The 25,675-nt window shown below is 75.0% G+C and carries 17 protein-coding genes and 1 pseudogene; 7 read left to right on the forward strand and 11 right to left on the reverse strand.

What is annotated here, in order from left to right:
* Positions 1 to 8 precede the first annotated feature (8 nt).
* Positions 9 to 1,100 (reverse strand): uroporphyrinogen decarboxylase, encoded by a 1,092-nt coding sequence (gene hemE / locus ACFYPD_RS13755; protein WP_387112702.1) that lies wholly within the window; start codon positions 1,098 to 1,100, stop codon positions 9 to 11.
* Positions 1,101 to 1,293: 193 nt separating this feature from the next.
* Between hemE and ACFYPD_RS13760 the strand changes: the two genes are divergently transcribed.
* Complete coding sequence (locus ACFYPD_RS13760; RefSeq protein WP_387112704.1) at positions 1,294 to 1,866, forward strand: DUF3000 domain-containing protein; 573 nt, start codon at positions 1,294 to 1,296, stop codon at positions 1,864 to 1,866.
* A gap of 125 nt (positions 1,867 to 1,991) precedes the next feature.
* On the opposite strand, the gene ACFYPD_RS13765 is transcribed toward ACFYPD_RS13760, so the two are convergent.
* Both ACFYPD_RS13765 and ACFYPD_RS13770 read right to left on the reverse strand, forming a co-directional pair.
* Positions 1,992 to 2,798, reverse strand: a complete 807-nt coding sequence (locus ACFYPD_RS13765; protein ID WP_387112706.1) for a hypothetical protein — start codon at positions 2,796 to 2,798, stop codon at positions 1,992 to 1,994.
* Positions 2,799 to 2,923: 125 nt separating this feature from the next.
* A pseudogene (locus ACFYPD_RS13770) lies at positions 2,924 to 4,090 on the reverse strand (trypsin-like peptidase domain-containing protein); the annotation flags it as partial.
* Positions 4,091 to 4,819: 729 nt separating this feature from the next.
* Here ACFYPD_RS13770 and ACFYPD_RS13775 point away from each other — a divergent pair.
* From ACFYPD_RS13775 to ACFYPD_RS13790, 4 genes are all read left to right on the forward strand, one after another.
* A complete protein-coding gene (locus ACFYPD_RS13775) occupies positions 4,820 to 6,142 on the forward strand; it encodes an HRDC domain-containing protein (protein ID WP_387112708.1) in 1,323 nt (440 codons plus the stop codon).
* 248 nt (positions 6,143 to 6,390) lie between these two features.
* Complete coding sequence (locus ACFYPD_RS13780) at positions 6,391 to 7,614, forward strand: thiolase family protein (protein WP_387112710.1); 1,224 nt, start codon at positions 6,391 to 6,393, stop codon at positions 7,612 to 7,614.
* The gene (locus ACFYPD_RS13785; RefSeq protein ID WP_387112712.1) at positions 7,611 to 9,680 is read left to right on the forward strand and encodes a 3-hydroxyacyl-CoA dehydrogenase NAD-binding domain-containing protein; all 2,070 of its coding nucleotides are present in this window, start codon (positions 7,611 to 7,613) and stop codon (positions 9,678 to 9,680) included. The genes ACFYPD_RS13780 and ACFYPD_RS13785 overlap by 4 nt, the downstream gene beginning before the upstream one ends.
* 249 nt (positions 9,681 to 9,929) lie before the next feature.
* Positions 9,930 to 10,802, forward strand: a complete 873-nt coding sequence (locus ACFYPD_RS13790; RefSeq protein WP_387112714.1) for a hypothetical protein — start codon at positions 9,930 to 9,932, stop codon at positions 10,800 to 10,802.
* Between the two features lie 63 nt (positions 10,803 to 10,865).
* On the opposite strand, the gene ACFYPD_RS13795 is transcribed toward ACFYPD_RS13790, so the two are convergent.
* From ACFYPD_RS13795 to ACFYPD_RS13810, 4 genes are all read right to left on the reverse strand, one after another.
* The gene (locus ACFYPD_RS13795) at positions 10,866 to 11,252 is read right to left on the reverse strand and encodes a VOC family protein (protein WP_387112716.1); all 387 of its coding nucleotides are present in this window, start codon (positions 11,250 to 11,252) and stop codon (positions 10,866 to 10,868) included.
* Positions 11,253 to 11,461: 209 nt separating this feature from the next.
* Complete coding sequence (locus tag ACFYPD_RS13800) at positions 11,462 to 13,966, reverse strand: malectin domain-containing carbohydrate-binding protein (protein WP_387112718.1); 2,505 nt, start codon at positions 13,964 to 13,966, stop codon at positions 11,462 to 11,464.
* Between the two features lie 292 nt (positions 13,967 to 14,258).
* On the reverse strand, positions 14,259 to 15,419 hold the full coding sequence (locus ACFYPD_RS13805; RefSeq protein ID WP_387113383.1) for a sensor histidine kinase: 1,161 nt from the start codon (positions 15,417 to 15,419) through the stop codon (positions 14,259 to 14,261).
* Positions 15,420 to 15,424: 5 nt separating this feature from the next.
* The gene (locus ACFYPD_RS13810; RefSeq protein ID WP_387112720.1) at positions 15,425 to 16,093 is read right to left on the reverse strand and encodes a response regulator transcription factor; all 669 of its coding nucleotides are present in this window, start codon (positions 16,091 to 16,093) and stop codon (positions 15,425 to 15,427) included.
* Positions 16,094 to 16,253: 160 nt separating this feature from the next.
* Here ACFYPD_RS13810 and ACFYPD_RS13815 point away from each other — a divergent pair, with 160 nt between their 5' ends.
* Positions 16,254 to 17,507 carry a C39 family peptidase gene (locus ACFYPD_RS13815; RefSeq protein WP_387112722.1) on the forward strand — a complete coding sequence of 418 codons (1,254 nt, stop codon included), beginning with the start codon at positions 16,254 to 16,256 and terminating at the stop codon, positions 17,505 to 17,507.
* A gap of 24 nt (positions 17,508 to 17,531) precedes the next feature.
* Here the strand turns inward: ACFYPD_RS13815 and ACFYPD_RS13820 are convergent, their stop codons facing one another.
* Positions 17,532 to 18,833: a PQQ-binding-like beta-propeller repeat protein gene (locus tag ACFYPD_RS13820; RefSeq protein ID WP_387112724.1), complete on the reverse strand. Its 1,302-nt coding sequence runs from the start codon at positions 18,831 to 18,833 to the stop codon at positions 17,532 to 17,534.
* Positions 18,818 to 20,101 carry a PQQ-binding-like beta-propeller repeat protein gene (locus ACFYPD_RS13825; RefSeq protein WP_387112726.1) on the reverse strand — a complete coding sequence of 428 codons (1,284 nt, stop codon included), beginning with the start codon at positions 20,099 to 20,101 and terminating at the stop codon, positions 18,818 to 18,820. Before ACFYPD_RS13825 ends, ACFYPD_RS13820 begins: the two co-directional genes overlap by 16 nt.
* Positions 20,102 to 20,183: 82 nt before the next feature.
* Between ACFYPD_RS13825 and ACFYPD_RS13830 the strand changes: the two genes are divergently transcribed.
* Positions 20,184 to 22,037: a hypothetical protein gene (locus tag ACFYPD_RS13830; protein WP_387112728.1), complete on the forward strand. Its 1,854-nt coding sequence runs from the start codon at positions 20,184 to 20,186 to the stop codon at positions 22,035 to 22,037.
* A 21-nt stretch (positions 22,038 to 22,058) separates the two neighbouring features.
* On the opposite strand, the gene ACFYPD_RS13835 is transcribed toward ACFYPD_RS13830, so the two are convergent.
* A complete protein-coding gene (locus tag ACFYPD_RS13835) occupies positions 22,059 to 23,846 on the reverse strand; it encodes a hypothetical protein (protein ID WP_387112729.1) in 1,788 nt (595 codons plus the stop codon).
* On the reverse strand, positions 23,804 to 25,612 hold the full coding sequence (locus ACFYPD_RS13840) for a hypothetical protein (RefSeq protein WP_387113385.1): 1,809 nt from the start codon (positions 25,610 to 25,612) through the stop codon (positions 23,804 to 23,806). Before ACFYPD_RS13840 ends, ACFYPD_RS13835 begins: the two co-directional genes overlap by 43 nt.
* Between the last annotated feature and the right edge of the window lie 63 nt (positions 25,613 to 25,675).

Below are 25,675 nucleotides of genomic sequence, written 5' to 3' on the forward strand. Positions count from 1 at the left end.
TCCCTCCCTTACGCGGCCGGCCGCGCGGACAGCTCGTGCACCAGCGCGACCACCCGGGTCAGCACCTCGGGGTCGGTCTCCGGCAGCACGCCGTGCCCGAGGTTGAACACGTGACCGGGGGTCGCCCGCCCCTCGTCGAGGATCCGGCGCACCGCGGCCTCCACCACCGGCCAGGGGGCGAGCAGCACGGCCGGGTCGAGGTTGCCCTGCACGGCCTTGTCCGGCCCGATCCGGCGGGTCGCGACGTCCAGCGGCGTACGCCAGTCCACGCCGACCACGTCGGCGCCGGCCTCGCCCATTGCGCCGAGCAGCTCCGCGGTGCCCACCCCAAAGTGGATCCGGGGCACGCCCGCGTCGGCCAGGCCGGCGAGCACGTACGCCGAGTGCGGCAGCACGTAGCGGCGGTAGTCCGCCTCGGAGAGCGCCCCGGCCCACGAGTCGAAGAGCTGCACCGCGGACACCCCGGCGTCGACCTGCACCCGCAGGAACGCCAGCGTCACCTCGGCGAGTCGGGCGCAGAGCGCGTGCCACAGCTCCGGGTCGCCGTACATCAGCGCCTTGGTCTTGGCGTGGGTCCGCGACGGGCCGCCCTCGACCAGGTAGCTGGCCAGGGTGAACGGCGCGCCCGCGAAGCCGATCAGCGGGGTGTCGCCCAGCTCGGCGACGAGCAGCCGCACGGCCTCGTCCACATAGGACACCTCGTCGCGGCCGATCGGGTTGATCCGCTCGACGTCGGCGGCGGTGCGGACGGGTTCGGCCACCACCGGGCCGGTGCCGGGCACGATGTCCAGGTCGACCCCGGCGGCGGCCACCGGCACCACGATGTCGCTGAACAGGATGGCCGCGTCGACACCGTGCCGGCGGACCGGCTGGAGGGTGATCTCCCGGACCAGCTCGGGGCGGCGGCACGAGTCCAGCATCGGCACGTTGGCCCGGATGTCGCGGTACTCCGGCAGCGACCGGCCGGCCTGGCGCATGAACCAGACCGGGGTGTGCGGGGCCGGCTCGCGCCGGCAGGCGCGGACGAAGGGCGAGTCGGCCGGCCCGCCGCGGCGGGGTTCTCCGTCTCGGGCGGCAGTGCCCGTGGTGTCGGTGGTCATCGCGGCAATCGTGCCACGCGCCCGGACGCCCCCCGCCGCCACCGTCACCTTTTGTGACGTGAAAGGAGGGGCCCCTTGTCGACGGCTGCGGTAGCGAAGGGTCCCCTTCTCACGCGCTCTCGGCGCGCATGATCGGGATGACCGCCCGGCGTGCCGTCACACCGGGCGGGGCGGGGCGGCATAGGCTGCCGTCATGGCCCCCCCGATCGCGCTCCCGGAAACCTTCGCCCGCGCGGTCGCGGGGCTGCGATCGGTGACATGCCGCCCGGAGATCGTGCTGGAGGAGGTCGGCGCCCCGCAGCGCCTGGCCCCGTACGCGTTCGCGCTCTCCGCCGGCGTGCTGCGCGAGGACGACGAGGTCGCCACCGGTCGGCTCATCCTGCTGCACGACCCGGCCGGGCACGAGGCGTGGCAGGGCACCCTGCGGCTGGTCACCTACGTGACCGCCGAGCTGGAGGTCGACCTGGCCAGCGACCCCCTGCTGCCCGGGGTGGGCTGGACCTGGCTGACCGACGCCCTCGACGCGCAGGAGGCCCGTTACCGGGCCATCGGCGGCACGGTCACCCAGACGCTCTCCACCCGGTTCGGCGAGCTGGCCGGGCCGCCCGCCGCGGGCGACATCGAGATCCGCGCCTCCTGGACGCCGCTCGGCGCCGACCTGGCCCCGCACCTGCTCGGCTGGTGCAGCCTGCTGGCCTCGACGGCCGGCCTCCCCCCACCCGGCGTCACGGCGCTCCACACCCGCCGCCCCGCCGGCGCCGCCTGACCCCCGTCGCTTCTGCGATCTTGGCGAGTTGCCGTTCGCGGTGAACGGCAACTCGCCAAGATCCGCGTGTCCCGCCACGGCGAGGGCCGCCCCGAGTGGTCGGAGCGGCCCGTGGTGAAGCCGGGTCAGAGGTAGTTCTCGGCCTCGTCGCAGACCTTGTCCAGCCCCTTGTTGGCGGCGTCGAAGGCCGCCTTGTCATCCCGGGACGCCGCCGCGATGGCCGCGGTCAGCTTGTCCAGGCAGCTCCCGATGACCTTCTTCTGGCGGGCCTGCTCGTCCCGGTCGTTCTTGGTGCCGGTCAGGTCCTGCTCGGTGTCGGCGAGCTTGTCGCGGACCGTCTGGAGGTCGCCCTTGAGCTTGTCGATCTCCTGCCGGTTCGCGGTGATCGTGCCGTCCCGCTGGCTGACCTGCTGCTCGGCCTTGTGCAGCTTGCCGTTGGTGCTGACGTAGAGGCCGGTCATCACGCCGCCGAGGACCAGGAGCAGTCCGGCGACGATGCCCAGGATCAGGGCGGCCCGCCCCTTGCCGCCACCCGCCGCGGGCGCCGCGTAGGGCGGCACCGGGCCGGGCGGGGCCGACATGGGGTAGCCCGGCGGGGCCGACATGGGCTGCGGGTAGCCCGGCGCGGAACCAGCGCCTGAGGTCGGCGGGGCCGACATCGGCTGCGGGTAGCCCGGCGCGAAGCCGGCGCCGGAAGTCGGCGGAGCCGACATCGGCTGCGGGTAGCCCGGCGCGGCGGCCGGCGGCGGGAACGGGGCGGCGCCCGGCGCGTACTGCCCGGGAATCGGGGCGGTGGGCTGCGGCAGGGTGGGCTCGGGCTGGGCCGCTGTGTGCTGCGGGGGCTCCGGCTGGGCCCCGTACGGGCTGCCGTAGACGGTGCCCCCCGGCGGCTGGGGCGGATAGCCGCCCGCTCCGGTCGGTGGCTGGGACATGGTTCTTCCTCCAGGTTTGCTGGTCCCCCGCGGGGTGGCCCGTAGGGCCGGGTTCTGCGGTCGGCGTGGTCGGGGCCCACGCCTCGACGGTGCGGTACGCGGTCAAGCCGCCTGCGGCGCGCCGGTCAGCAGAGCTTGAACCGGTCGCACGCGGTCTTGATCGGCACCGCCAGGCCGATGCCTTCGGCGTCCCGGGCCTTGGCCGTGGCGATCCCCACGACCTCCTTCGAGCCGTTGATCACCGGCCCACCGGAGTTGCCGGGGTTGATCGGCGCGTCGAACTGGATCACCGGACCGGAGCCGCCCTCGTCCTTGCGGAACGCGCTCACCACGCCGGTGGTGACACTGTCCTGGAGGCCGAGCGGGGCGCCGACCACCACGATCTGCTGCCCGGACTTGACCGGCGTACGCGCCGCGACCAGGCCGGTGAACTTCGCGGTGGTGCGCAGGTGGGCGAGGTCCTTGTCCTTGTCGACCTCGACGATGGTCGCCTCGAACCGCTGGTCGGTGCGCTCCAGGAAGACCTTGCGATCACCCGCGTTGAAGACCGCCTCCACCACGTGGAAGTTGGTGAGCAGGGTGGTGCCGCCCCCGGACGGGGCCTTGCCGATGGCGAAGGCCGTGCCGGTGAACTGGCCGGCCCGGACCCGGAACACGCTGGGCAGCACCGCGCTCGCCACGGCCTCCGGGTTGAACGCGGAGCCGGCCTGCTTCTCCAGAACCCCCGCCCGCTCCTCCAGGCCGTCGAGCCGGCCGGCATCCGCGCCCTGCGCCTCGGCCAGCCGCCGGTCGGTGGCGGCGAGCCGGTCGTCCAGCCGGTGGATCTGGTACGCCTGCACGCCCGCCACCAGGGCCAGGATCCCGGCCAGGACGAGCGCCACCACCGGCAGCCGACGCCCCCGCCGCGACCGCTCGGGCTGACCGGTGGTCGCTCCCGGCACCGCCAGCCCAGCGGCAGGCTGCCCCAGGTAGGCCGGGCCGGACGTGGGCTGGCCGGGGTGGGACGCCGGCGCCGGGTAGGCCGGGCCGGAACTGGGCTGACCCGGGTAGACCGGGCCCGAACTCGGCTGACCCGGGAAGGCCGGGCCGGAGGCCGGGGCCGGGTAGGCCGGGCCGGAGGCCGGGGCCGGGTGGGCCGGGCCAGAGGTGGGCCGGGTCGGGTAGGCGGCGGACGGCTGGCCCGAGGGTGCGGGTGGGGCGGGGGCGCTCGCGTCCGGCGAGGCCGGATGAGCGGCGGCGCCGGGCTGGCCGGCGAACTGCCCCGGAGCGGTCGGCTGCCCCGGAACGGCGCCCGGCTGTGCGGGCGGCCAGCCACCGGGGGCGCGCGGAGTGGGTGCGGCCGGGCCGCCCCACTGGCCGCTGTTCGGCGTCGCCGACCAGGTGGCCCGGGCACCCGGCTGGTCGGCGCTCGGCGCACCCGGGACGGCGGGCGTCGCGCCGAATCCGGCACCGGGAGCGGCGGGCGCGGAACCGGGAGCGGCGGGCGCGGAACCGGGAGCGGCGGGCGCGGAGCCGAAAGCAGCGGGCGTGGGGCCGTAGCCGGGGGCGGGGGCGGTGGGCGCGGTGCCGTAGCCGGCACCGAGACCGGTCGGGCCGCCGCCCGGCGGGAACCCCTCGGCGGGCGCGCCCGGGAAGGTGGCGTTCGGCGCGGCAGGCTGGCCGGGGCCCGTGGCGTGGCCGGTCGGCGGGACGATGCGCGGTGGCAGCGGCCCCGGCCGGTCGGCCCCGGCCCGCTCCGGGGCGGCAGTCTCGTCGCCGCCCTGCCCCGGCACGCCGTCACCGGCCCCGTACGCGCCCGTCATGATCGCCTGTCCTCCCCCGTGACCGCACCGCCGCCACCAACGCCCTCGGGGCCCGCGGCCCGATGGACCGTACCTGCGTGAACGGGGTTTGTCTCCCCCGTTGTCCGACCCTGCCATGCCAGCGCAACCCGGCCTTGTCACGACACCTGTCGGACATCCCGCCGACACGCGACCGACCGGCTGCGCACACCGGATCGCCCGGCGCACTAGGGTTGTCAGGTGACCGACGAACCACCCCTGCGCCGTCGGGCCGCCGAAAGCCGTACGGAAGAGGCATCGCCGCATCCGTCCTCGGCCACGCCGGAGCCGGCGGACGCGGGGACCGAACCCACCGCCGGCGGGCCCGTCCCGCTGACCGCCCCGCGTGAGGGCACGCCCGCGCCGGTGGCCGCTCCGAGCGAGCTCGACGAGGTCGTGGCCCGCTTCGCGGCCGGCACCGGCCCGGTGGCCCTGGACGCCGAGCGAGCCTCCGGCTACCGCTACAGCCAGCGCGCCTACCTGGTGCAGCTGCGCCGGGCGGGCTCCGGCACGGCGCTGATCGACCCGCTGCCGCTGCCCGACCTCACCGCCCTCGACGGGGTGATCGCCGGGGCCGAGTGGGTGCTGCACGCCGCCAGTCAGGATCTCGCCTGCCTCGCCGAGCTGGGCCTGCGCCCGCGCCGGCTGTTCGACACCGAGCTGGCCGCCCGGCTGGCCGGCTTCGAGCGGGTGGGTCTGGCCGCGCTGACCGAGCAGGTGCTCGGCTACAGCCTGGAGAAGCACCACTCCGCGGCGGACTGGTCGAGCCGGCCGCTGCCGGAGTCCTGGCTGACGTACGCGGCGCTGGACGTGGAGCTGCTGGTCGACCTGCGCGACGCGCTCGACGAGGAGCTGACCAAGCAGGGCAAGTCGGCGTGGGCGGCGGAGGAGTTCGCCGCGCTGGTGCGCAACGGCGCCCGCCCGCCCCGGGTCCGGGCCGAGCCGTGGCGCCGCACCTCGGGCATCCACCGGGTGCGCGGCGCGCGGGCTCAGGCCCGGGTGCGCTCGCTGTGGTACGCGCGGGACCAGATCGCCGCGCGGCGGGACGCCGCACCGGGCCGGGTGCTGCCGGACTCGGCCATCGTGGCGGCCGCCGAGCTGGACCCGAAGGACGAGAAGACCCTGCTGACCCTCCCCGGTTTCGGTGGCCGGTCGGTGCGCCGGCTGGCGCGTACCTGGCTGGCGGCCCTGGACGACGCGCGCCAGTTGCCGGACGACTCCCTGCCGGTGAACCCCGTGGTGGAGGGTCCGCCCCCGCCGCACCGGTGGGCGGAGCGGGACCCGGTGGCGGCCGGGCGGTTGGCCCGGTGCCGCGAGGTGGTGGTCGGCACCGCCGGCGCCCACAACCTGCCGCCGGAAAACCTGATCGCCCCGGACTACATCCGCCGCCTGGCCTGGCAGCCTCCCGAGGAGCTCACCGACGACACGGTCGCGGAGACCCTGCGCACCTTCGGCGCGAGGGAGTGGCAGATCAGCCTCCTCCTCCCCGCCCTGACCGAGGCCCTCCACCTCCCGGCGTCCTGACCCCCGGTCCCAGCGTTGATCATGAAGTTGGCGGCAGTGTCGGAGATCGACACCGCCGCCAACTTCTTGATCGACCGGCTGGCGGCGCTCGCGGGCGGTGTGGGGTTGGCCACATGGGGGGTGCTGTCGGCGGTGGTTACTGGCGAGTAGCATCCGGGGGAAACCGCCAGTGCCGGCCGACCCTCGTTCGGTCCGTAGCGCCGCCTCGCGGCGCGGAGGCCGAATCATGGTCGAAGAGGAGGCTCCAAGTGCCCCGTGAAGTTCGGGATGTCGTCTTCGTCGACGGCGTCCGCACCCCGTTCGGCAAGGCGGGTGGCATGTACGCCAACACCCGCGCCGACGACCTGGTGATCCGCTGCATCCGCGAGCTGATGCGGCGCAACCCGCAGCTGCCGCCGGAGAAGGTGGAGGAGGTCGCCATCGCGGCCACCACCCAGATCGGCGACCAGGGCCTGACCATCGGCCGCACCGCCGCCCTGCTGGCCGGCCTGCCCAAGACGGTGCCCGGCTTCGCCATCGACCGGATGTGCGCCGGCGCGATGACCGCCGTCACCACCGTCGCCAGCGGCATCGCCGTGGGCGCCTACGACGTCGCCATCGCCGGTGGCGTCGAGCACATGGGTCGCCACCCGATGGGCGAGGGCGTCGACCCCAACCCGCGGATCATCGCGGAGAAGCTGGTCGACCCGTCCGCGCTGGTCATGGGCGCGACCGCGGAGAACCTGCACGACCGGGTCCCGCACATCACCAAGGAGCGCACCGACGCGTTCGCGCTCGCCTCGCAGCAGAAGACCGCCAAGGCGTACGCCAACGGCAAGCTCCAGGGCGACCTGGTGCCGGTGGCGATCCGCGACCCGGAGGCCGGCTGGGGCCTGGCCACCACCGACGAGGCTCCCCGGGAGACCTCGCTGGAGAAGCTCGCCACCCTGAAGACCCCGTTCCGCCCGCACGGCAAGGTCACCGCGGGCAACGCGGCCGGCCTGAACGACGGCGCCACCGCCGCGCTGCTGGTCGCCGAGGAGACCGCCCGCGAGCTGGGCCTGCCGATCGGCATGCGGCTGGTGTCGTACGGCTTCGTCGGCGTCGAGCCCGAGGTGATGGGCGTCGGCCCCATCCCGTCGACCGAGAAGGCGCTGCGCATCGCCGGCCTGAGCATCGACGACATCGGCCTGTTCGAGCTGAACGAGGCCTTCGCCGTGCAGGTGCTCGCCTTCCTCGACCACTTCGGCATCGCCGACGACGACCCGCGGGTCAACCCGTGGGGCGGCGCGATCGCCATCGGTCACCCGCTCGCCTCGTCCGGCGTCCGGCTGATGACCCAGCTCGCCCGGCAGTTCGCCGAGCACCCCGAGGTCCGCTACGGCCTCACCGCCATGTGCATCGGCATCGGCATGGGCGGCACCGTGATCTGGGAGAACCCACACTGGACGGAGTCCAGCAAGTCCGCACAGGGGGAGGGTGGCAACAAGTGAGCGCGCTCGCCGCACCGAACGAGGTCGTCACCAAGGCGCTGCTGCGCCAGGTGGCCGTACCGGGGCTGGACCGTCCCGCCGCCCTCATCACCCTGGACAACGGCTTCGACCACACCAAGCCGAACAGCTTCGGCCCGGGCGGCCTGACCAGCCTGGACGAGGCGATCACCGCCGCCCTGGCGGCGGACCCCGCGTTCATCGCGGTCACCGGCAAGCCGTACATCTTCTGCGTCGGCGCGGACATCACCAGCCTGCCGCAGCTGGCGAACCGCGAGCAGGCGCTGGAGGTCGGTCGGCTCGGCCACCGGGTCTTCGCCCGGCTCAAGGACAGCGCGGTCCCCACCTTCGCCTTCGTCAACGGCGCGGCGATGGGCGGCGGCCTGGAGCTGGCCCTGCACTGCCACTACCGGACCCTGTCGGCGGGCGCGGCGGCCCTGGCGCTGCCGGAGGTCTCGCTCGGCCTGGTCCCCGGCTGGGGCGGCACCCAGCTGCTGCCGAACCTGATCGGCATCCCGGCCGCGACGCAGGTGATCCTGCAGAACCCGCTGATGCAGAACAAGATGCTCAAGCCGAAGCAGGCGGCGGAGATGGGCATCGCCGACGTGCTGTTGGAGCCGGCCGACTTCCTGGAGCGGTCCCTGGAGTGGGCCGCCGGCGTCGTCCGGGGCGAGGTCACCGTGACCCGACCCGAGGTCGACAAGGACATGTGGGCGGGCGTGCTCTACTTCGCCCGGCAGACGCTGGACCAGCGGCTGCACGGGGCGGTCCCGGCCGCGTACAAGGCGCTGGACCTGCTGGAGACCGCGAAGGACGCCGACTTCGCCGCCGGCACCGCAGCCGAGGACGAGGCGCTGGCGGACCTGGTCTTCTCCGAGGAGCTGCGCAGCGGCCTGTACGCCTTCGACCTGGTGCAGCGGCGGGCCAAGCGGCCGGCCGGGGCGCCGGACAAGGGCCTGGCCCGTCCGGTCACCAAGGTGGGCATCGTCGGCGCCGGCCTGATGGCCAGCCAGCTCGCCCTGCTCTTCGCCCGCCGCCTCCAGGTGCCGGTCGTCATGACCGACCTGGACCAGTCGCGGGTCGACAAGGGCGTCGGCTACGTGCACACCCAGATCGAGAAGGCCGTCAGCAAGCGCCGGATGGACAAGGGCACCGCGGCCAAGCTGTACGGGCTGGTCAGCGGCTCGGTCGACAAGTCCGTCTTCGCCGACGCCGACTTCGTCATCGAGGCGGTCTTCGAGGACCTCGGCGTCAAGAAGCAGGTCTGGGCCGAGCTGGAGAAGATCGTCAAGCCGGAGGCGGTGCTCGCCACCAACACCTCCAGCCTGTCGATCACGGAGATGGCCGCCGACCTGGAGCACCCGGAGCGGGTGGTCGGCTTCCACTTCTTCAACCCGGTCGCCGTGCTGCCGCTGCTGGAGATCGTCCGCGGCGAGCGGACCGACGACGCCACGCTGGCCACCGCGTTCGCGGTCGGCAAGCAGCTGAGGAAGTCGAGCGTGCTGGTCAAGGACGCCCCGGCGTTCGTGGTCAACCGGCTGCTCACCCGCTTCCTCGGCACCGTCTTCGCCGCCGTCGACCAGGGCACCCCGCTGGACGTGGCGAACAGCGCGCTGGACCCGCTGGGCCTGCCGATGCGCCCGCTCGCCCTGCTCCAGCTGGTCGGCCCGGCCGTGGCGTACCACGTGGGCGGCACCCTGCACACCGCGTTCCCGGAGCGGTTCGGCGTCAGCGAGAACCTCAAGCGGATCGCCGACTCGGGCCAGCCGATCGTGGTCGACGACCAGGTCAACGAGGAGGTCGCCAAGCTGCTCGTGGTCGGCGACCAGCCGCTCACCGCCGAGCAGGTCCGGCAGAACGCGCTGGACGCGCTCGCCGAGGAGATCCGGCTCATGCTCGACGAGGGCGTCGTCGCCGAGGCGCAGGACATCGACCTGTGCATGATCCTGGGTGCCGGCTGGCCGTTCCACCTGGGCGGCGTCACGCCGTACCTGGACCGGACCGGCACCGCCGAGCGGGTCACCGGCCGGCGGTTCCTGCCGCGCGGGGTCGCCAGCCTGCGCAGCTGACCCAACCCGCCTCCGCCACGATCGCGGTGGCCGGCCGTCCCCTGCGGACGGTCCGGCCACCGCGATCGGCCGTTTCCGGGCCGGTGACGGGCCGCCGGCCCGTCACCGGCCGGACACCTGGCGGACACCGCTCGGCCGACCCGGTCACGACCCGGTTCCGGTTTCGTCACGTCGTCGGTGGCCGGACAGTGCGGTGTCGGCGCGGCTGGCTACGATCACGCGTCCGGATCTCTCACAGGAGCTGCCAACATGTCCCAGCCGCCGTCCAATCCCTATCCCGGTTCCTACCCCCCGCCGCAGCAGCAGCCCGGCGGCTACCAGCCGCCGCAGCAGCCTCAGTACGGCGGCGGCTACCCGCCGGCTCCCCAGCAGCAGCCGCAGTACGGCGGCTACCCGGAGAGCGGCCAGCCCGGCCAGCCCGGCCAGCCCGGCCAGCAGTACGGCGGCTACCCCGAGAGCGGCCAGCCCGGCCAGCAGTACGGCGGCTACCCCGAGACCGGCCAGCCCGGCTACGGTGCCCCGGCCCCGCTGCCGCCGAAGAAGAAGTCGAGCGTCGGCAAGATCCTGCTCATCGTGCTGGCCGTCGTGCTGGTGCTCTGCGTGGGCGGTGGCGTCGCCATCTGGTTCGCCGCCAAGGACGAGGTCGGTGAGGTCGTCCAGGCGACCAAGACCCGCCTGGTCGAGCCCGCCACGCTGGCCGGCCGGCCCAAGGTGAACGAGCCGGACCTCCAGACGGCCGCCACGCAGATGAAGTCGGAGATCGCCAAGGACGTCCCGAACGCCACCAGCACGGTCGGCGCGTTCTACGGCGAGCCGGCGAAGAAGGACCTGGTCATGATCGCCGGCGCGTCCGGCGTCATCGCCGACCCGCAGAAGGAGATGGCGGACGCCGTCACGGCGATCGCCCCCGAGCTGGGCGCCAAGGAGTTCAAGACGGTCGACGCCGGCCCGCTGGGCGGCGAGGCCAAGTGCGGCGACGGCAAGACCGAGGACGTCCCGGTGGCCGTCTGTGTCTGGGCCGACAAGGGCAGCCTGGGCATGGTGGTGGTCTACTTCAAGTCCGCGGCCGAGATCCAGCAGGAGTTCGTCACCATGCGTGGCGAGATCGAGAAGCGGGACTGACCCGCACAGATCCGGTGGACCGGGCCCCCGCCCTGCGGCGGGGGCCCGGTCTCGTCTCACCGGTCAGGCCGAGGCGGCCCGCTCGGCGGGGCTGCGGCAGACGCAGAACTCGTTGCCCTCGGGGTCGGCGAGCACCACCCAGCCGGTGCCGTCCGCCCGGCGGCGGTCGGCGACCAGGGTGGCTCCGAGGTCGCGCAGCCGCGCCACCTCCTCGTCCCGGGTCCCCTCGGCCGCGTGCACGTCGAGGTGGAACGCGCCCTTGCCGTGCCGCTCCCCCACCGAGACGAAGAGCAGGTCAGGGCCGTGGCCGTCGGGGGCGGCGAGGACCGCCTCCGGGTCGCCCGGGTGGTCGTCGTCGTTCAGCTTCCGGTCGAGCACCCGCGCCCACCAGCTGGCCAGGACGTACGGGTCGTCGCTCTCGACGGTGACGCAGTGGATCTGTGCACTCACGGTGCTTCCTCCTGGATCGGAGTGCGCCCCGCCGGAGTGAGGACGGTCAGCGGGGACTGCGGGGCGCGGGACTGTTCACGGTGGACATCGACCACACCCCCTTCCACACCTCGGGCTGACGCAGTCGATCATGTCACCAGCCGGCGGCGGGAACAAGGCCGGCCCGGCCCCGCGCGGCGGGACCGGGCCGGACGAAAGCCCGCAGCGGGTCACGGGCCGACGAAGACCGCCTTCGCCCGCCAGTCGACGCCGTCCACGGCCGGGCCGCTGCGCACGGTGAACGCCGCGACCGGCGCACCACCCGCCCAGTCGGTGGCCGACAGCTCGCCGGTGCCGCGGTTGACCTTGTAGAGGGTGCTGCCGGCCAGGAAGACCGACCCGGCGTCGGCGAAGCCGCTCGCCCCGGCGACGGTGAACTTCTCCGCGCCGACCACGCCGCTGTCCGGGGTGAACCAGCGCCAGAACAGGCCGCCCTGCCCGGCGAGGGTGTAGTAGAGCCGGCCGCCGCTGTAGAACATGCCGGTGACGTCGGGGATCTCGGGATAGAAGTTGTTGGTCACCCCGACGTACGTCTGACCGGCGGGGCCGGAGTCCGTCTCCACCGCGTCCCAGTAGGCGTCGTGGTACGGGTCGACCGCCGACGCGGCGCCGAAGGTGGACCCGTCGAAGGTGCGCCGCCACAGCGACCCGTTCATCCCGTAGAAGAGCGTGCCGCCGACCCAGAACGCGCCCCGCGCGGTGGACCACGCGGTGCCGTCCGGCACGGCCACCGGGGCGGCCGCGCCGACCGTGGTGACCCCGTCGTACGACCGGACCTGCACCTCGTTCCCGGTGCCGGCCGGCGGGGCGCCGGTCTTGACGATCTCGATGCCGTCGACCAGCGGGTTCTCCACCACGTGCCGGAAGTCGACGTCGACCGAGCCGTCGCTGACCACGGTGAACGCCCGCATGGTGCCCACGTTGTGCCCGACGCCGGCGGAGAGGTCGAGGTCGTCCAGGACGGTCGTCCCCTCCAGCGCCACGTCGAAGACCCGGGAACCGGGGGCGGCCGTGCCGTCGTACCGGTTGGCCAGGTAGAGCCGGACCTGCACCTCGGTGCCCGTGGGCACCGGGAACTGCCAGCTCATCTCCGCGTCGCCGGCGGGGTCCCAGCGCTCGTCGCTGTAGAGCGCGGCCGGGGTGCCGGCCGGCACGGTGGCGTCCACGCCGCCGACCGGCGCGAAGCCGGCCGTGCTGCTGCCGGCGTTGTGGTACGGGCTGGGGTTGCCGCCGTCGTCGGCCGCCCAGTCCGGTCCGGTGTCCGTCGAGGCGACCAGGGGGCCGCCCGCGTTGACCCGGTACAGCACGTTCGTCGGCGCCGGGACGCCGGCCTGGTACACGTGCCCCGGGAGGGTGGCCGTGGTGGTCGGGTGCGGCGCCGCGCCGCCGGTCAGCGGGAAGAACGCGATCCGCTCCCGCCGGTACTGGAAGTTGCCGATCCACGAGGTGTCCGAGCCGACCCAGAGGCCGGCCGGGGTGACCAGCATCTCGGAGGCGCCGATGCCGCGCGGGTGCCGGCCCGGGTTCCAGGACAGCGGCAGCCCGGTGCGCGGGTCGAGGGCGGCGATGCTGGCCCGGCCGACGGCGCCGGCCTGGGCGGAGTCGCCGCCGAAGCTGTTGTTCAGCCAGCGGAAGTGGCCGCCGACGTAGACCGCCTGCTCGCTGATGCCGACCGAGAGGTAGGTGTCGCCGCCGGTGTAGTCGACCCAGGTGGGCTGGAGGTCGGTCCCGGTGGCGCCGGCCTCCCAGCGAGCGGCGGCGTCGCAGAGCGTGCCACCGTTGGGCGCGCCGGTGGTCACCACCACGAAGTAGCTGCCGTCCGGGGCGAACGCGAGGTCCCGCATGTACGAGTCGAACGCCCACCAGGCGCAGCGCGGGGTGTACCGGCTGGTGTTCCAGTCGGCCACGGTGGCCGCGGTCGCGCCCAGGTCCAGCTTGACGATCTGGTCGTGCAGCACCCCGTCGGCCTTCTTGAAGTTGCCGATCACCACGAGCTTCGTGCCGTCCGGTGAGACGGCCAGCTTCTCGGCCCCGACGCCGGCGTTGGAGCCGCTGACCCCGTCGTAGTTGTGGTGCTCGGTGAGCGTCGTGGTGAGGTAGCCGTCCACCGCGCCGGTGCTCGCGTTGAGCGAGGCGAGGCCGCCGCGCGGGTTGGGGTTGCCGGCCGTGGTGAAGATGCCGCCGACCAGCAGCCGCCCGCCGACCAGGGCGACGTCGTTGACCAGCCCGTTGAACGCCGGGCCGGCGAAGCCGGTGACCACCGCGCCGGTGGCGACGTTGAGCAGGGCCACCTTGCGCCGGGTCACCCCGTTGACGGTGTTGAACTTGCCGGCGACGAAGACCGTCCCGGCGGTGGGTCCGGCGACCACCGCGTACACCTCGTTGTCGACGGTCGGCGCGAAGGCGGTGTCCACCGTGCCGGTGGCCTTGTCGAAGGCGAGCAGGTAGTTGCGGGTGATGTCGACGTCGGACCCGCGGTTCTGCACCCGGGTGAACGAGCCGGCCACGATGATCTTGGTGCCGGCGTCGTGGATCGCGTTGACCGTGCCGTCCATGATGTCCGGCGAGGCGGTGGAGGGCGTCGCTTTGACCAGCGTGGTGTGGCCGGGCGCGGCGGCGGCGGGGCCGGCCGGGGCCAGCCCGGCGGCGGTGAGCGCGACGGCGGCGAGGGCCACGAGGACACGGCGCGTGAGAGCCGAGGGTGGGGTCACTGGCAGCTCCGGAGACTGGTGCGGACAGGCGTATGGCAGCAATCACCCTGAGCCACCCGTCACGCGCAGTCCAGCACCGGCCGCGCTTTCTGCCCGACCACCGCGCCGCTCCCGCCCGACCACCCGCGGCCACCGGACGGGACAGCCGGGCCGGCCACACGAACAGGTGGCCACGGATGGTGGTTCGGCGGACGGCGCCGTCAGGTCGGCGGTCCGGCGCGTACCGGCGGTCGGCCGCGCGGACGCCGATCGGCTCCTAGGTGGCCGCGGGGGCGTCGGCCGACGGCAGGGTGACGGTAACCTCCAGGCCGCCGCCCGGCTGGGCGACCGCCTTCACCGTGCCGCCGTGCGCGTCGCAGACCGCGCGCACGATGGACAGTCCGAGCCCCGAGCCGCGGGCGCCGGTGCGTTCCTGCCCGCCGCGCCGGAACGGCTCGAACAGCCCCGGCACGTCGGCGGGTGCGACCTCGAAGCCGGTGTTCCCCACCACGAGCCAGGACCGCTGCCCGTCGGTGCCGGTCCGCACCCAGAGCCGGCCGTGCAGGTGGTTGTAGCGGACCGCGTTCTCCACCAGGTTGCCGGCGAGCCGGTCGAGCAGGCCGGGGTCGCCGACCACCGGGGCGGCCCGCAGCGAGGTGTGCACCTTCAGGCCGATCCGCTCCACCTCGCGGGCCATCGCGGAGAGCGCGTTGGCGGTGCCCACGGCGAGGTCGAACTCGGTGCGCCGGGCCAGCCGGCCGCCCGTCTGTGCCTCGCTGCGGGCCAGCACCAGCAGCGCGTCGACCAGCCCGTTGGCGCGTTCCGAGGCGTCCCGGACCACGCTGGCCATCCGGCGGTACTCGGCGAGGTCCGCCTCGTCGTCGCTGAGCGTCACGTCGATCTCGGTGCGCATCACCGCGAGCGGCGTTCGCAACTCGTGCGAGGCGTTGGCCACGAACCGCTTCTGCGCCTCGAACGCGGCGCTGATCCGGTCCAGCATGGCGTCGAAGGTCTCGGCCAGCTCGGCCACCTCGTCGTTCGCGCCGGACCAGCCGATCCGCTCGTCCAGGGTGGTCTCGCCGAGCCGGCGAGCGGTCGCGGTGACCTGGTGCAGCGGGCGCAGCGCCCGGCCGGCCACCGCGTACGCGCCGGCGACCCCGACCATGCCGATCGCCACCAGCGCCACCAGGGCCTTGACCAGCAGCTCACGCGAGGCGGCGTCGACCAGTTGCCGCTGCCAGTGCCCGGCGTCGAGGGTGCGGCCGTCGGCGAGCACCACCGTGGTGCCGGGCAGCAGCTCGTCGGTGGGACGCAGCGCGTCCCGGACCAGCAGCCAGGCCAGCAGCACCAGGACCGCTCCGGCCCCGACCAGCAGCACCCCGTTGAGCAGGGTGAGCCGCAGCCGCAGCGTGGGCCGCAGCCGGGACCGGCCGGTCACCGCGCTCACAGGGAAACCTCGCCGATCCGGTAGCCCGCGCCGACCACCGTGTCGATCAGCGGCGGGTCGCCGAGCTTCTTGCGCAGTGTCATCACGGTGACCCGGACGATGGTGGTGAACGGGTCGGTGTTCGCGTCCCAGACCCGCTCCAGCAGCTCCTCGCTGGAGACCACCGCGCCACACGCCTTGAGCAGCTCGGCCAGCACGCCGAACTCCTTGTTGGTCAGGTCGACGGGCTCGCCGCCGCGGGTGACCACCCGGCGGGCCGGGTCGAGCACCAGGTCGGCCACCTCCAGCACCGGCGGGGCGGCCGGGGTGGCCCGCCGGCCCAGCGCCTGCACCCGGGCGACCAGCTCGTCGAAGGCGAACGGCTTGGGCAGGTAGTCGTCGGCGCCAAGCTGCAACCCCTCCACCCGGTCGGCGACCGTGACGCTCGCGGTCAGCATCAGCACCCGGGTCAGCGCGCCAGAGGCGGCCAGGTCGGCGCAGATCCGGTCGCCGTGCACGCCGGGCAGGTCCCGGTCCAGGATCACCACGTCGTAGCGGGTGACGAAGGCGGCCTCGTGCCCGGCGTCGCCGTCGTAGGCGACGTCCACGGCCATGCCGCGCTTGCGCAGCCCGCGCGCGATCGCGTCGGCGAGGTTCCGCTCGTCCTCGACCACCAGTACCCGCATCCCGGCCTCCCACCTCGTGACCTCCCACAACCTAGTGCGGGCCGCCAAGCGTCCCTCGCCCGCCGTCGTTGCAAAAAATCTTCGGGTACGCGATGCTGCCCGGCAGCGAGCGACAAGCGCCCCGGCCACCGGCCCGGGCCCGAGCCCGACGGGAGCCCGCATGACCGCTGTCGACCCCGGCCGGGACGTGACGTACCACCGCTTCCGCTTCCCGGCGGACCTGCACCTCGGCACCGCCGACGGGGTGGCCGCCGGCCCGGACGGGCTGGTGCTCCACACGCCGGCCGACCGGCTGGACCACACCGACCCGCACTCCGGCGACACCGCCGGGTACGACGCGGCGACCTGGACCTCCCCGGTGGTGCCGGTCGGCTTCGCCGTCGCCGAACTGGTCCCCTCCTGGACCGCCGACGCCCCTCCCGGCTGCTGGCTGCGGGTGGAGGTGCGCGGCTGGGCCGGGGACGCCGCCACCACCGGCTGGTACGAGCTGGGCCGGTGGGCCGCCGACGACACGGCCATCCACCGCTCCTCGGTGCCGGGCCAGGCGGACGACGCGGCCTCGGTCGCCGCCGACACCCTGCGCGTGACCGGCGCGACAGTCACCGGCTGGCAGGTCCGGGTCACCCTGCTCCGGCGCCCCGACGCCCCGGCCGGCCCGGTGCTGCGCACGGTCGGCGTGGTCGCCTCGGCCGGCGACGGGACCAGCCCCGGCACGCCGGCCACCCGGGCGGGCGCACCCGGCGCAGCCGACGGCGGCCCGGTCACGGCGCCGACCCCGGTCGGCACGGAAGCCGGCGACGCGCGGGGCCGGGTGCTCGACGTGCCCCGCTACGCGCAGCGGCTGCACGCCGGCGGGGAGACCCGCTGGGGCGGTGGCGGGGACTCCTGGTGCAGCCCCACCTGCGTCTCGATGGTGCTCGACTTCTGGGGCGCCGGCCCCACCCCGGACCGGTACGCCTGGGTCGCCCCGCCCGGCCCCCGGCCGGTGGTGGTGCACGCCGCCCGGCACTGCTACGACCACGCGTACGCGGGAGCCGGGAACTGGGCGTTCAACACCGCGTACGCGGGGCTGCACGGGGGGGACGCCTTCGTCACCCGGCTGCGCTCGCTGGCCGAGGCGGAACGGTTCGTGGCCGCCGGCATCCCGTTGATCGTCTCGGCGGCCTTCACCCGGGGGCAGGTGCCCGGGCTGGACTACGACACCCGGGGGCACCTGATCGTGCTGGTCGGCTTCACGGCCGACGGCGACCCGGTGCTCAACGACCCGTACGCCCCCGACGACGAGGGGGTCCGCCGGACCGTGCCCCGGGCGGCGTTCGAGGCGGCCTGGCAAGGCGGCAGCGGCGGCGTCGTCTACGTGGTGCGCCCGGAGTCGGTGCCGCTGCCGCCGGCGCCCGCCCAGGCCAACTGGTGACTCGGCCGCCGGCCACCTGGTGAGTCAGCGGCCCACCGGCCAGATCACCAGCCCGCCGGACGGCCGCAGGCAGACCAGCGCGGCGCCGGAGTCGGCGCACTCGTCCCAGGAGCCGGGCAGCACCGCCCGGATCCGGGCCTCGCCGGCTGCGACGTCCAGCACGCCGACCAGCGTCCGGTCGCCGGTCAGGCGGCGCAGCCCGAGCAGCCGGGTCGGGTCGCTCTCGAAGCCCACGGTCCGCCAGCGGCCGAGCCGGGCGAGGGCGCGGCCGGTGGCCGGATCGAGCACCGACAGCTCCAGCTCCAGCCCGACGCCCGGCTCGGCGCCGAGCAGCCGGCCGCCGAACGGCGCCATCCCGATCCACTGGTCGTCCACCCAGCTCGGCCGGCCGGTGGCCGGGTCGAGGGCGCGTACCCCGCCGACCTGGTCGCGGATGCACACCATCCCGGCGCACTCGACGAACCACACCCCGGCGCGGGGCTCCACCGGCACGTTCCAGCGCCGGTCCAGCCGGTCCAGCCCGTACGCGGTGACCGTGCCCGGCGCGCCGTCGACCAGCAGCAGGTCGGCCACCACCTGGGTGAACCGGTAGGAGACCCGGTCCGCGGCCGGCGGCACCCGGCCGGCGTGCACCAGCGCGCCGGAGTCCGCGTCGTGCACCTCCACCCGCCCGTCCGGAGTGACCAGCACGATCTGGGTCGCCCCCCGGGCGTCCGTCCGGTATGCCACGCCGTTGCTGGGCAGCGGCAGCGACCAGCGCACCCCGCCGGAGGCCGGGTCGACGGCCAGCACGGTGCCCGTACCGGCGGCGCGCGGGGTCTCGAACAGCACCCCGCCGGACGCGGTCGACACCGGGTAGCCGGACTGCCGCCAGCGGACCACGCCGGTCACCGGATCCAGCAGGGTGGAAACCGTGTCGCCGGCCCCGGCCGGGCTGCTCGTCACCAGTAGCCCGCCGGCCACCGTGCCCAGCCCGAGGACGTGGTCGCCGGCCGGCAGGGTGAACCGCCACAGCGGTTCGCCCCCGGGCAGCCGGTGCCCGGTGACCACCCGGCCGCCCCGGCCGATCGTGCCCGGGCCGTCGGCCACCACCAGCCGGCCCGCCAGAACCAGGAAGATGGCGCCCTGCGGGGCGGCCACCCGGATCCCCGCCGGCGGCCGGGACGGCGGGGCCGCGCCGGCGAGGGTCAGCACCGCCAGGCAGCAGACCGCCACCACCCGGGCCACCCGCCCCGGCGGCCGGGCCGGCACCGGAGACGGCTCGTCGGCCTCCTCGCCGTGCCGCATCTCCCCCAGCTCGATGACCGGGCTCACGGCAGCCGCCACAGCCCGAACCCGCCGTTCGTGTGGCGGCAGACGAGCAGCTTGGCGCCCATCCGGCAGTCGCCGACGGCCCCGACCAGCACGTCGCGCACCTCGGGGCGGCCGCCGGCCGGGTCCAGCTCGACGAGGAGCAGGCGGCTGTTTCTTATCCGCCGGACGCCGAACAGCCGGCCGTCGAACTCGTCCTGCGCGACCACGTCCCACCGGCCGAAGTCGGCCACCAGCCGGCCGGTGGCCTCCTCCACCACCGCCAGGGCGGTTCCGGTGGCCGTGGGGTCGCCCGTGGCGACCAGGAGCCGGCCGCCGTCGACCGCCAGCGTCCCCGTCCAGCGGTCGTCGGACCACCGCACTGCGCCGGTGGCGGGGTCGAGCGCCCACATCCCGCCGGTCAGCCGGGTGGCGCAGAGCAGGCTGCCGCACCGCTCGGCGTAGCCGACCAGCGGGAGGTCGGCCGTCCAGCGCCGCTGGAGGGTGTCCAGGTCGTAGGCGGTGACGGTGCCGCCGTCGGCCCCGATCACCAGCAGCATCCCGGCGGCCAGCAGGGTCCGCCGCCGGGTGGGTCGGTCACCGGGGGCCAGGTCGCGGGCGGCCAGCCTGGTGCCGCTGGCCGCGTCGTACACCGCGGTCTCGCCGGCAGCCGGCAGGTGGACCAGCCGGTCCACTCCCGACGGACCGAAGCTGAGCTCGACGTTGTCCGGCGTGCCCGGGACCGACCAGAGGGTCCGGCCGTCGCTCACCGCCACCCGGCGGATCGCCTGCCGGCCCGCCAGCTCGGGCACCTGCACGAGCAGCGCCCCACCGGCCGGGAAGCCCACCCCGGGCTGGAGCCAGCTGACCCGGCCGGTGCGGGCGTCGAAGCCGATCGTCTCCCACGCGGAGTCGCCGGCGGTCCGCCCGACGAGCAGCACGGTGCCGTCCTGCTCCCACACCGTGGTGGCGGCTCCCTCCCCCGGCAGCACGGTCCGCCAGAGTGTCCGCGGTGGACCCCCGGCGACCCGGTAGGCGACGAGTTGCCGGCCCACGCCGCGCTGCGGGTCGGGCGGCTGCACCACGTACACCCGGTCGCCGGAGACGAACGCGGCGGCCCCGGGGCCGCCGGCCAGGGTGCGCGCGGCGGGCCGCGGTGGCGCGGCCGCGGCGGTGAGCGTGACCAACGCCACCAGCAGCACCACGACGCTCCGGAACGGACGGCCGACGGCCCGCGGCCGCCGCCGTGCCGCCGGATCGGGCGGGGTCTCGTCGCGCAGCTCACCCAGATCGATGACGGTCACGACCACCCCCTCTCCGCGCCGCCGCACCGGCGGTGCCGGCCGTGACCGGCGCGACAACGTGCCGCCTGTACGATGGCCCGTCGTGGCTGTGCCGGTGGTGGACCCCTCGCTGAACTCCTCGCCCGTCGAGGCCGAGGCCGTCGTGGCGGACCCGCCGCGTCGGCCCCGACGCCGGCCGGCCCGCGCCGACGTGCTGGCCATCGGAGCCTATGCGGTGCTCGGGGTTGTCGTCTGCCTCAACTACTGGGGGGACGTGGAGCACCGGGTCTCCTCGCACCTGCCGACCGACCACAGCTGGTTCGAGTGGCTCTTCGCGCACGGCGCCTACTCGGTGCGTCACCTGGAGAACCCGCTCTTCACCGCCCGGCAGAACGCGCCGGACGGGGTGAACATGATGGCGAACACCTCGCTGCTCGGGGTCACCCTGCCGCTGGCGCCGCTCACCCTGCTGCTCGGCCCGCAGGTGATGTACGCGCTCTACCTCGGCGCGGCGCTCTCGGCGACAGCGGCCACCTCCTACTGGGTGCTGTCCCGGCACCTGGTGCGCTCGCGCGGGGCGGCCTTCGTCGGCGGCGCCTTCCTCGGTTTCGCCCCGGGCATCGTGCACCACGCCAACGGGCAGCCGAACTTCGTCTCCAACTTCCTGCTGCCGCTGATCGTGGCCCGGGTGCTGCGGCTCGGCGAACCGGGCCGGTGGCGGCGCAACGGGATCGCGCTGGGCCTGCTGGTGGCGTACCAGGTCTTCATCAACGAGGAGATGCTGCTGCTCACCGCGCTGGCCTGCCTGGTCGTCGTGGCGGCGTGGGTGGTGCAGCGGCCTCGGGCGGCGCGCGAGCGGGCCGGCGCGTTCCTGGCCGCCGCCGGGGTGGGCGGCGGGCTGGCCCTGCTGCTGACCGCGTACCCGATCTGGTTCCAGTTCAACGGGCCGCAGTCCTACCGGGGCCTGCAGGGCGGGGTCTTCCACAACTGGGGCGAGGACCTGATGGCCTTCGTCACCTTCGCCCGGGACACCGTGGCCGGGAACGAGGCGGTGGAGCAGACCATCGGGCTGACCGAGCAGAACACCTGGTTCGGCTGGCCGCTGGTGCTCGTCGCGCTGGCCGCCCTGGTGCTGCTGGTGCGCCGCTCGCTGCCGGCCCGGATCCTGGCCGTGCTCGTGGTGCTCTTCTCGGTCGCCGCGATCGGCCCGAAGGTGCGCTTCGACGGCGTGGAGACCACGGTCGACGGCCCCTGGGCGTACGTGCCGGACGACCTGCCGCTGGTCGAGATGATGATGCCGACCCGGCTCAGCCTGGTGGTGGCCGCCGCGGTCGGCGTGCTGCTCGCGCTGGCCTGGGACGCCCTGTCCGGGCGCGGCCGCCCGCCGGTGCCCGCCCAGCGCACCGGTTCGCCCGCCCCGGCCCCGTCGCGCCGCCGCTGGCTGCGCCTCGTCGGGTACGCCGCCATCGTGGCCGCGCTCCTGCCGCTGCTCCCCCGCCCGCTGCCGGCCCAGCAGATCGACCCGCCGCCGCGCTTCATCACGGCGGGCGGCTGGCGGCCCTACGTGCCGGACGGCCGAACCCTGGTGCCGGTGCCGATCCCGAGCAACGTGCACGGCCTGCCCACGCTGCGCTGGAGCGCGCTCACCGAGCAGGCGTTCCCCATCCCCGGCGGCTACTTCATCGGCCCGAACGAGGTGGGCGAGGGGGTCTTCGGCGCGCCGAACCGGCCGACCAGCACCCTCATCTACGCCACGATGGACGCGGACAGGGTCCCGCCGCTCACCGAGGAGAACCGCCGCCAGGCCCTCGACGACCTGCGCTTCTGGAAGGCGTCGGTGGTGGTGCTCGGCGCGAACCCCCGCGAGGCGGTGCTCCGCGAGCTGATGACCCAACTGCTGGGCCAGCCGCAGCGCGTGGACGACGTCTGGCTCTGGGACGTCCGCGACCGCGTGTGACGCCGGGCCGGCCGGAGCGGGTCAGCCGGTCAGGGGGCGAACGTCCCAGAGGTGGGCGCCGGGGACGTCGCGGCCGGGGCCGACCAGGGCGTCCACCGTGGCGCGGACCGGGTCGCCCGGCGTCGAGTCGGCCTGCACCAGCACCGCCGCCCGCCAGTGCCGCAGGTCCGCGACGGCCTGGCGGCGTTCCGCGTCGCCGATCGGCGGCACCTGGCCGGTCTCGGCGGCCCGGCGCAGCAGCAGCGAGGTGGGCAGGTCCGGCGCGCCCCAGTGGGCGGTGGGATCGTCGGCGGAGCGGGGGCCGATGAAGTAGCCGCCCGGCGCGTCGAAGGCCAGCCCGGTGCGCGCCGACCAGAAGGTGGCCGGGCTGACCCCGGACCCGGTGACCGGCGGCACCGGCACCAGCGTCCGCCCCGGCGGCACGTACGCCCGCCAGCCGCCGTCGGCGACGAAGGCCGGCACCGGCATGGCCGGCACGGTGCGGATCGGGGTCGGGGCGAGCGGCAGCAGCGCGGCCGCGACCGCCCCGGCCCACGGCGCCCAGGTCCGGGGCGCGCGGTGCCGGACCCGGTCCAGGGCGAGGGCCAGCAGCACCCCGAGCACCGGCACGCAGACCAGCGCGAACCGGGCCGGCACCACCAGGTCGAGCAGGGGCACCCCGGCGAGCAGCCGGTACGGCCCGGGCACCCCGGTGTCGTGCCGGTTCACCACCACGGTGGTGCCGAGGGAGAGCAGCGCGAAGAGCAGTCCACAGGCCGCGAGGGCCCGGACCAGGGGCCGCCGCCACAGCCGGACCACGATCAGCAGGGCCAGCAGCGGCAGGAACGGCCCGAAGAAGGAGTTCTCCTCGGTGGGGTTCGGCGAGAGCAGCCCGGCGTGATACCCGTCCCCGGCGACGGTCTGCCGGGCGGCGGCGGCGTAGGAGGCCAGGTCCAGCCGGTAGCCCCGCGTGTAGAAGGGCATCCCGCGGTAGTGCCCGGCGCCGCGGAACTGCACCCACAGCGGGTACGCCAGCAGCACCCCGGCGACCAGCGCGCCGATGCCGAGCCGGCGTGCCACCACGGGCGCCAGCCGGCGCGCTCCGGCCCGGTCCGCGAGGGCGTACGCCCCGGCGAACACCCCGGCCGCGAGGGCCAGGAAGACCAGCACCTCCTCGCCGAGGAAGACCTGGTACGCGACGGCCAGCCCGAGCAGGATCCCGTCCCGGCGGATCCGGTCCGCGGCCGGCCGGAACACCAGCCCGAGGATCACCGGGACCAGGAACTGGGCGGCCATGTGCAGGTGCGCCCCGGCCTGCGACACCAGGCCCGGGGCGAAGCCGCAGAACAGCCCGCCCACCGCCGCGGCGGCCCGGGACCGGACCAGCCGGCGGGCGAGCAACGCGTACCAGGCGGTGGCGGTGCCGGCGAGGCAGAGCACCACGGCGACGAGGAAGGCCACCTGCGAGCCGAACAGCGCGGTGACCGGGGTGAGCGGCACGCCCAGCCCGAGCACCGAGGTGTTGGCCATCAGGTTGACCCCGTCCGGCACGTTCAGAGCCGTGCTGTGCAGCGGGTTCTCCCCGCCGGTCACCGCGCGGGCGGCGCGGGCCAGCATCCACTCGAAGAGCATCTGGTCGCCGGCCTGGTGGAACAGCCGGTCGGGCCGGCCCCACTGGCCGGCGGTGAGCAGCACGGCCAGGCCGAAGTAGCCGGCGACCACGAGCGCGTCGACCGGGCGCGGCCGCCGCCGGCGCCGAGGCACGGGGTCGGGGCGGTCCGGGCCGGTCAGGCGGACTGGCTGGTCAGTGTCCGGACGTCCCACAACCACACGTCCAGCTCCTGCCGGGCGGGCCCGACCAGCTGCTCCACGGTGCGGCGCAGCGGTTCGGCGTTCTGCTCGTTCAGCGGCAGCACCACGATCGCGGCCCGCCAGTGCCGCAGCTCGTCGAGGAAGCGGCGGCGCTGCCGGTCGTCGAGCTTCGGCGTACGCCCGGTGGCCTCGACGTCGGCGAGCAGCTCGCCGATGCCGCTGGGCCGGCCGCCGAAGCGGCCCGGGTCGCCGGTGACCCCGTTGCGGGGGGCGAGGAAGTAACCCCCGGGGATCTTGAAGGCCAGGTCGGTGCTGGCCGCCCAGCGCATCGGGTCGGTGTTGCCCATGGCCGGCACCGGCACGGACACCAACGTCTGGTCCGGGCCGACGTACTGCCGCCACCGGTCGGCCGTGATGAACGTCGGCACGGCCGGGCGGGTGGTGACCCGCAACGGCATCGGCGCGATGGGCAGCAGCGCGAACACCAGGCCGGCGGCGGTCAGGGTACGCATGGTGCGCCGCTCCACGACCCGCAGCGCCGCGGCCCGCTGGACGGCCAGGGCCAGCAGCACCCCGACGACCACGGTGGTGATCAGGCCGAACCGGGTCGGCACCACGGCGTCCAGCAGCGGCAGCTTCACCAGCAGCTCCCACGGGCCGGTGACCAGGTCCCGGTCCCACCAGGAGACCCGCTCGCCGAGGGAGAGCACGGCGAAGAACAGCCCGGTCGCGGCGAGCGCCCGGACCACCACCTCCCGGCGCAGCCAGACCACGATGCCGACGGCCAGCAGCGACAGGCTCCAGCCGAAGAAGGCGTTCTCCTCCGAGTAGTTCGGGGCCAGGTTGACGTTGGCCCGCTCGTTGCCGCCGAGGGTGGGCGAGCCGGGGGTGAAGAACGCGGCGATGTCGTTGCCGTAGTCGCGGACCGTGTCGCTGAGCCCGTGGTACGCCATCGGCCCGGCGAACTGCACCCAGAGCGGGTACGCCAGCAGCGCCCCGGCGAGCACCGCGCAGACGGCCAGCCCGGCGGCGAGCGGCCGCCGGGCGGCGGCCCACCGCTCGCGCCGCTGCACCACCACGGCGAACAGGAACACCCCGCAGGCCAGCGCCGTGAAGAGCAGGATCTCCTCGTTGACGAACGCCTGCGCGGTGACCAGCAGGGCGAGCAGCGCGCCGTCGCGGACCGGCCGGGTGGAGCGGGTCAGCACCAGCACCCGCCACACGATGAACGGCAGCAGGAACTGGCTGATGATGTTCGGATGCCAGTTGGCGTGCGACAGCATGGCCGGCGAGAACCCGCAGAACCAGCCACCCACGGCGGCGGCCAGCCGGTTGCGCACCAGGTGCCGGGAGAGCACCCGGTACCAGGCGGCGGCCGTGCCGGCGAGGCCCAGCGTCACCAGGGTGACGAAGGAGACCGCCGGTCCGAACAGGAGGGTCACCGGCACCATCGGGATGCCGAGGGCCAGGATGGCGGTGTTCGCCATCAGGTTGACCCCGTCCGGATAGTTGAACTGGTCGGTGTAGAACGGGTACTCGCCGTGCAGCACGACCCGCACCGAGTGCGCCAGGAAGAACTGCACCTGCGCCGGGTCGCTGCTGTAGAGCGCGGCCACCCGGCCGGCCGGGTCGGCCCAGATCCCGCTGGTCACCCAGACCGCGGCGAGCAGGAACGCTCCGTACACGGCCAGGTCCAGCCGGCGCGGCGTCCACCGCCACCGCCGCCGCGCGGCCGGCGCGGCGGGCTCCGGCTCGCGTGCGGTGACCGAGGGTTCATCCACCATGACGGAGAGCGGTCCGCCCGAGGCGTCGGCATCCGGCGTCGAGTCGCCACGGGGCTCGGCAGG

The organism is Micromonospora sp. NPDC005299, assembly GCF_042872345.1.
GTDB lineage: Bacteria > Actinomycetota > Actinomycetes > Mycobacteriales > Micromonosporaceae > Micromonospora.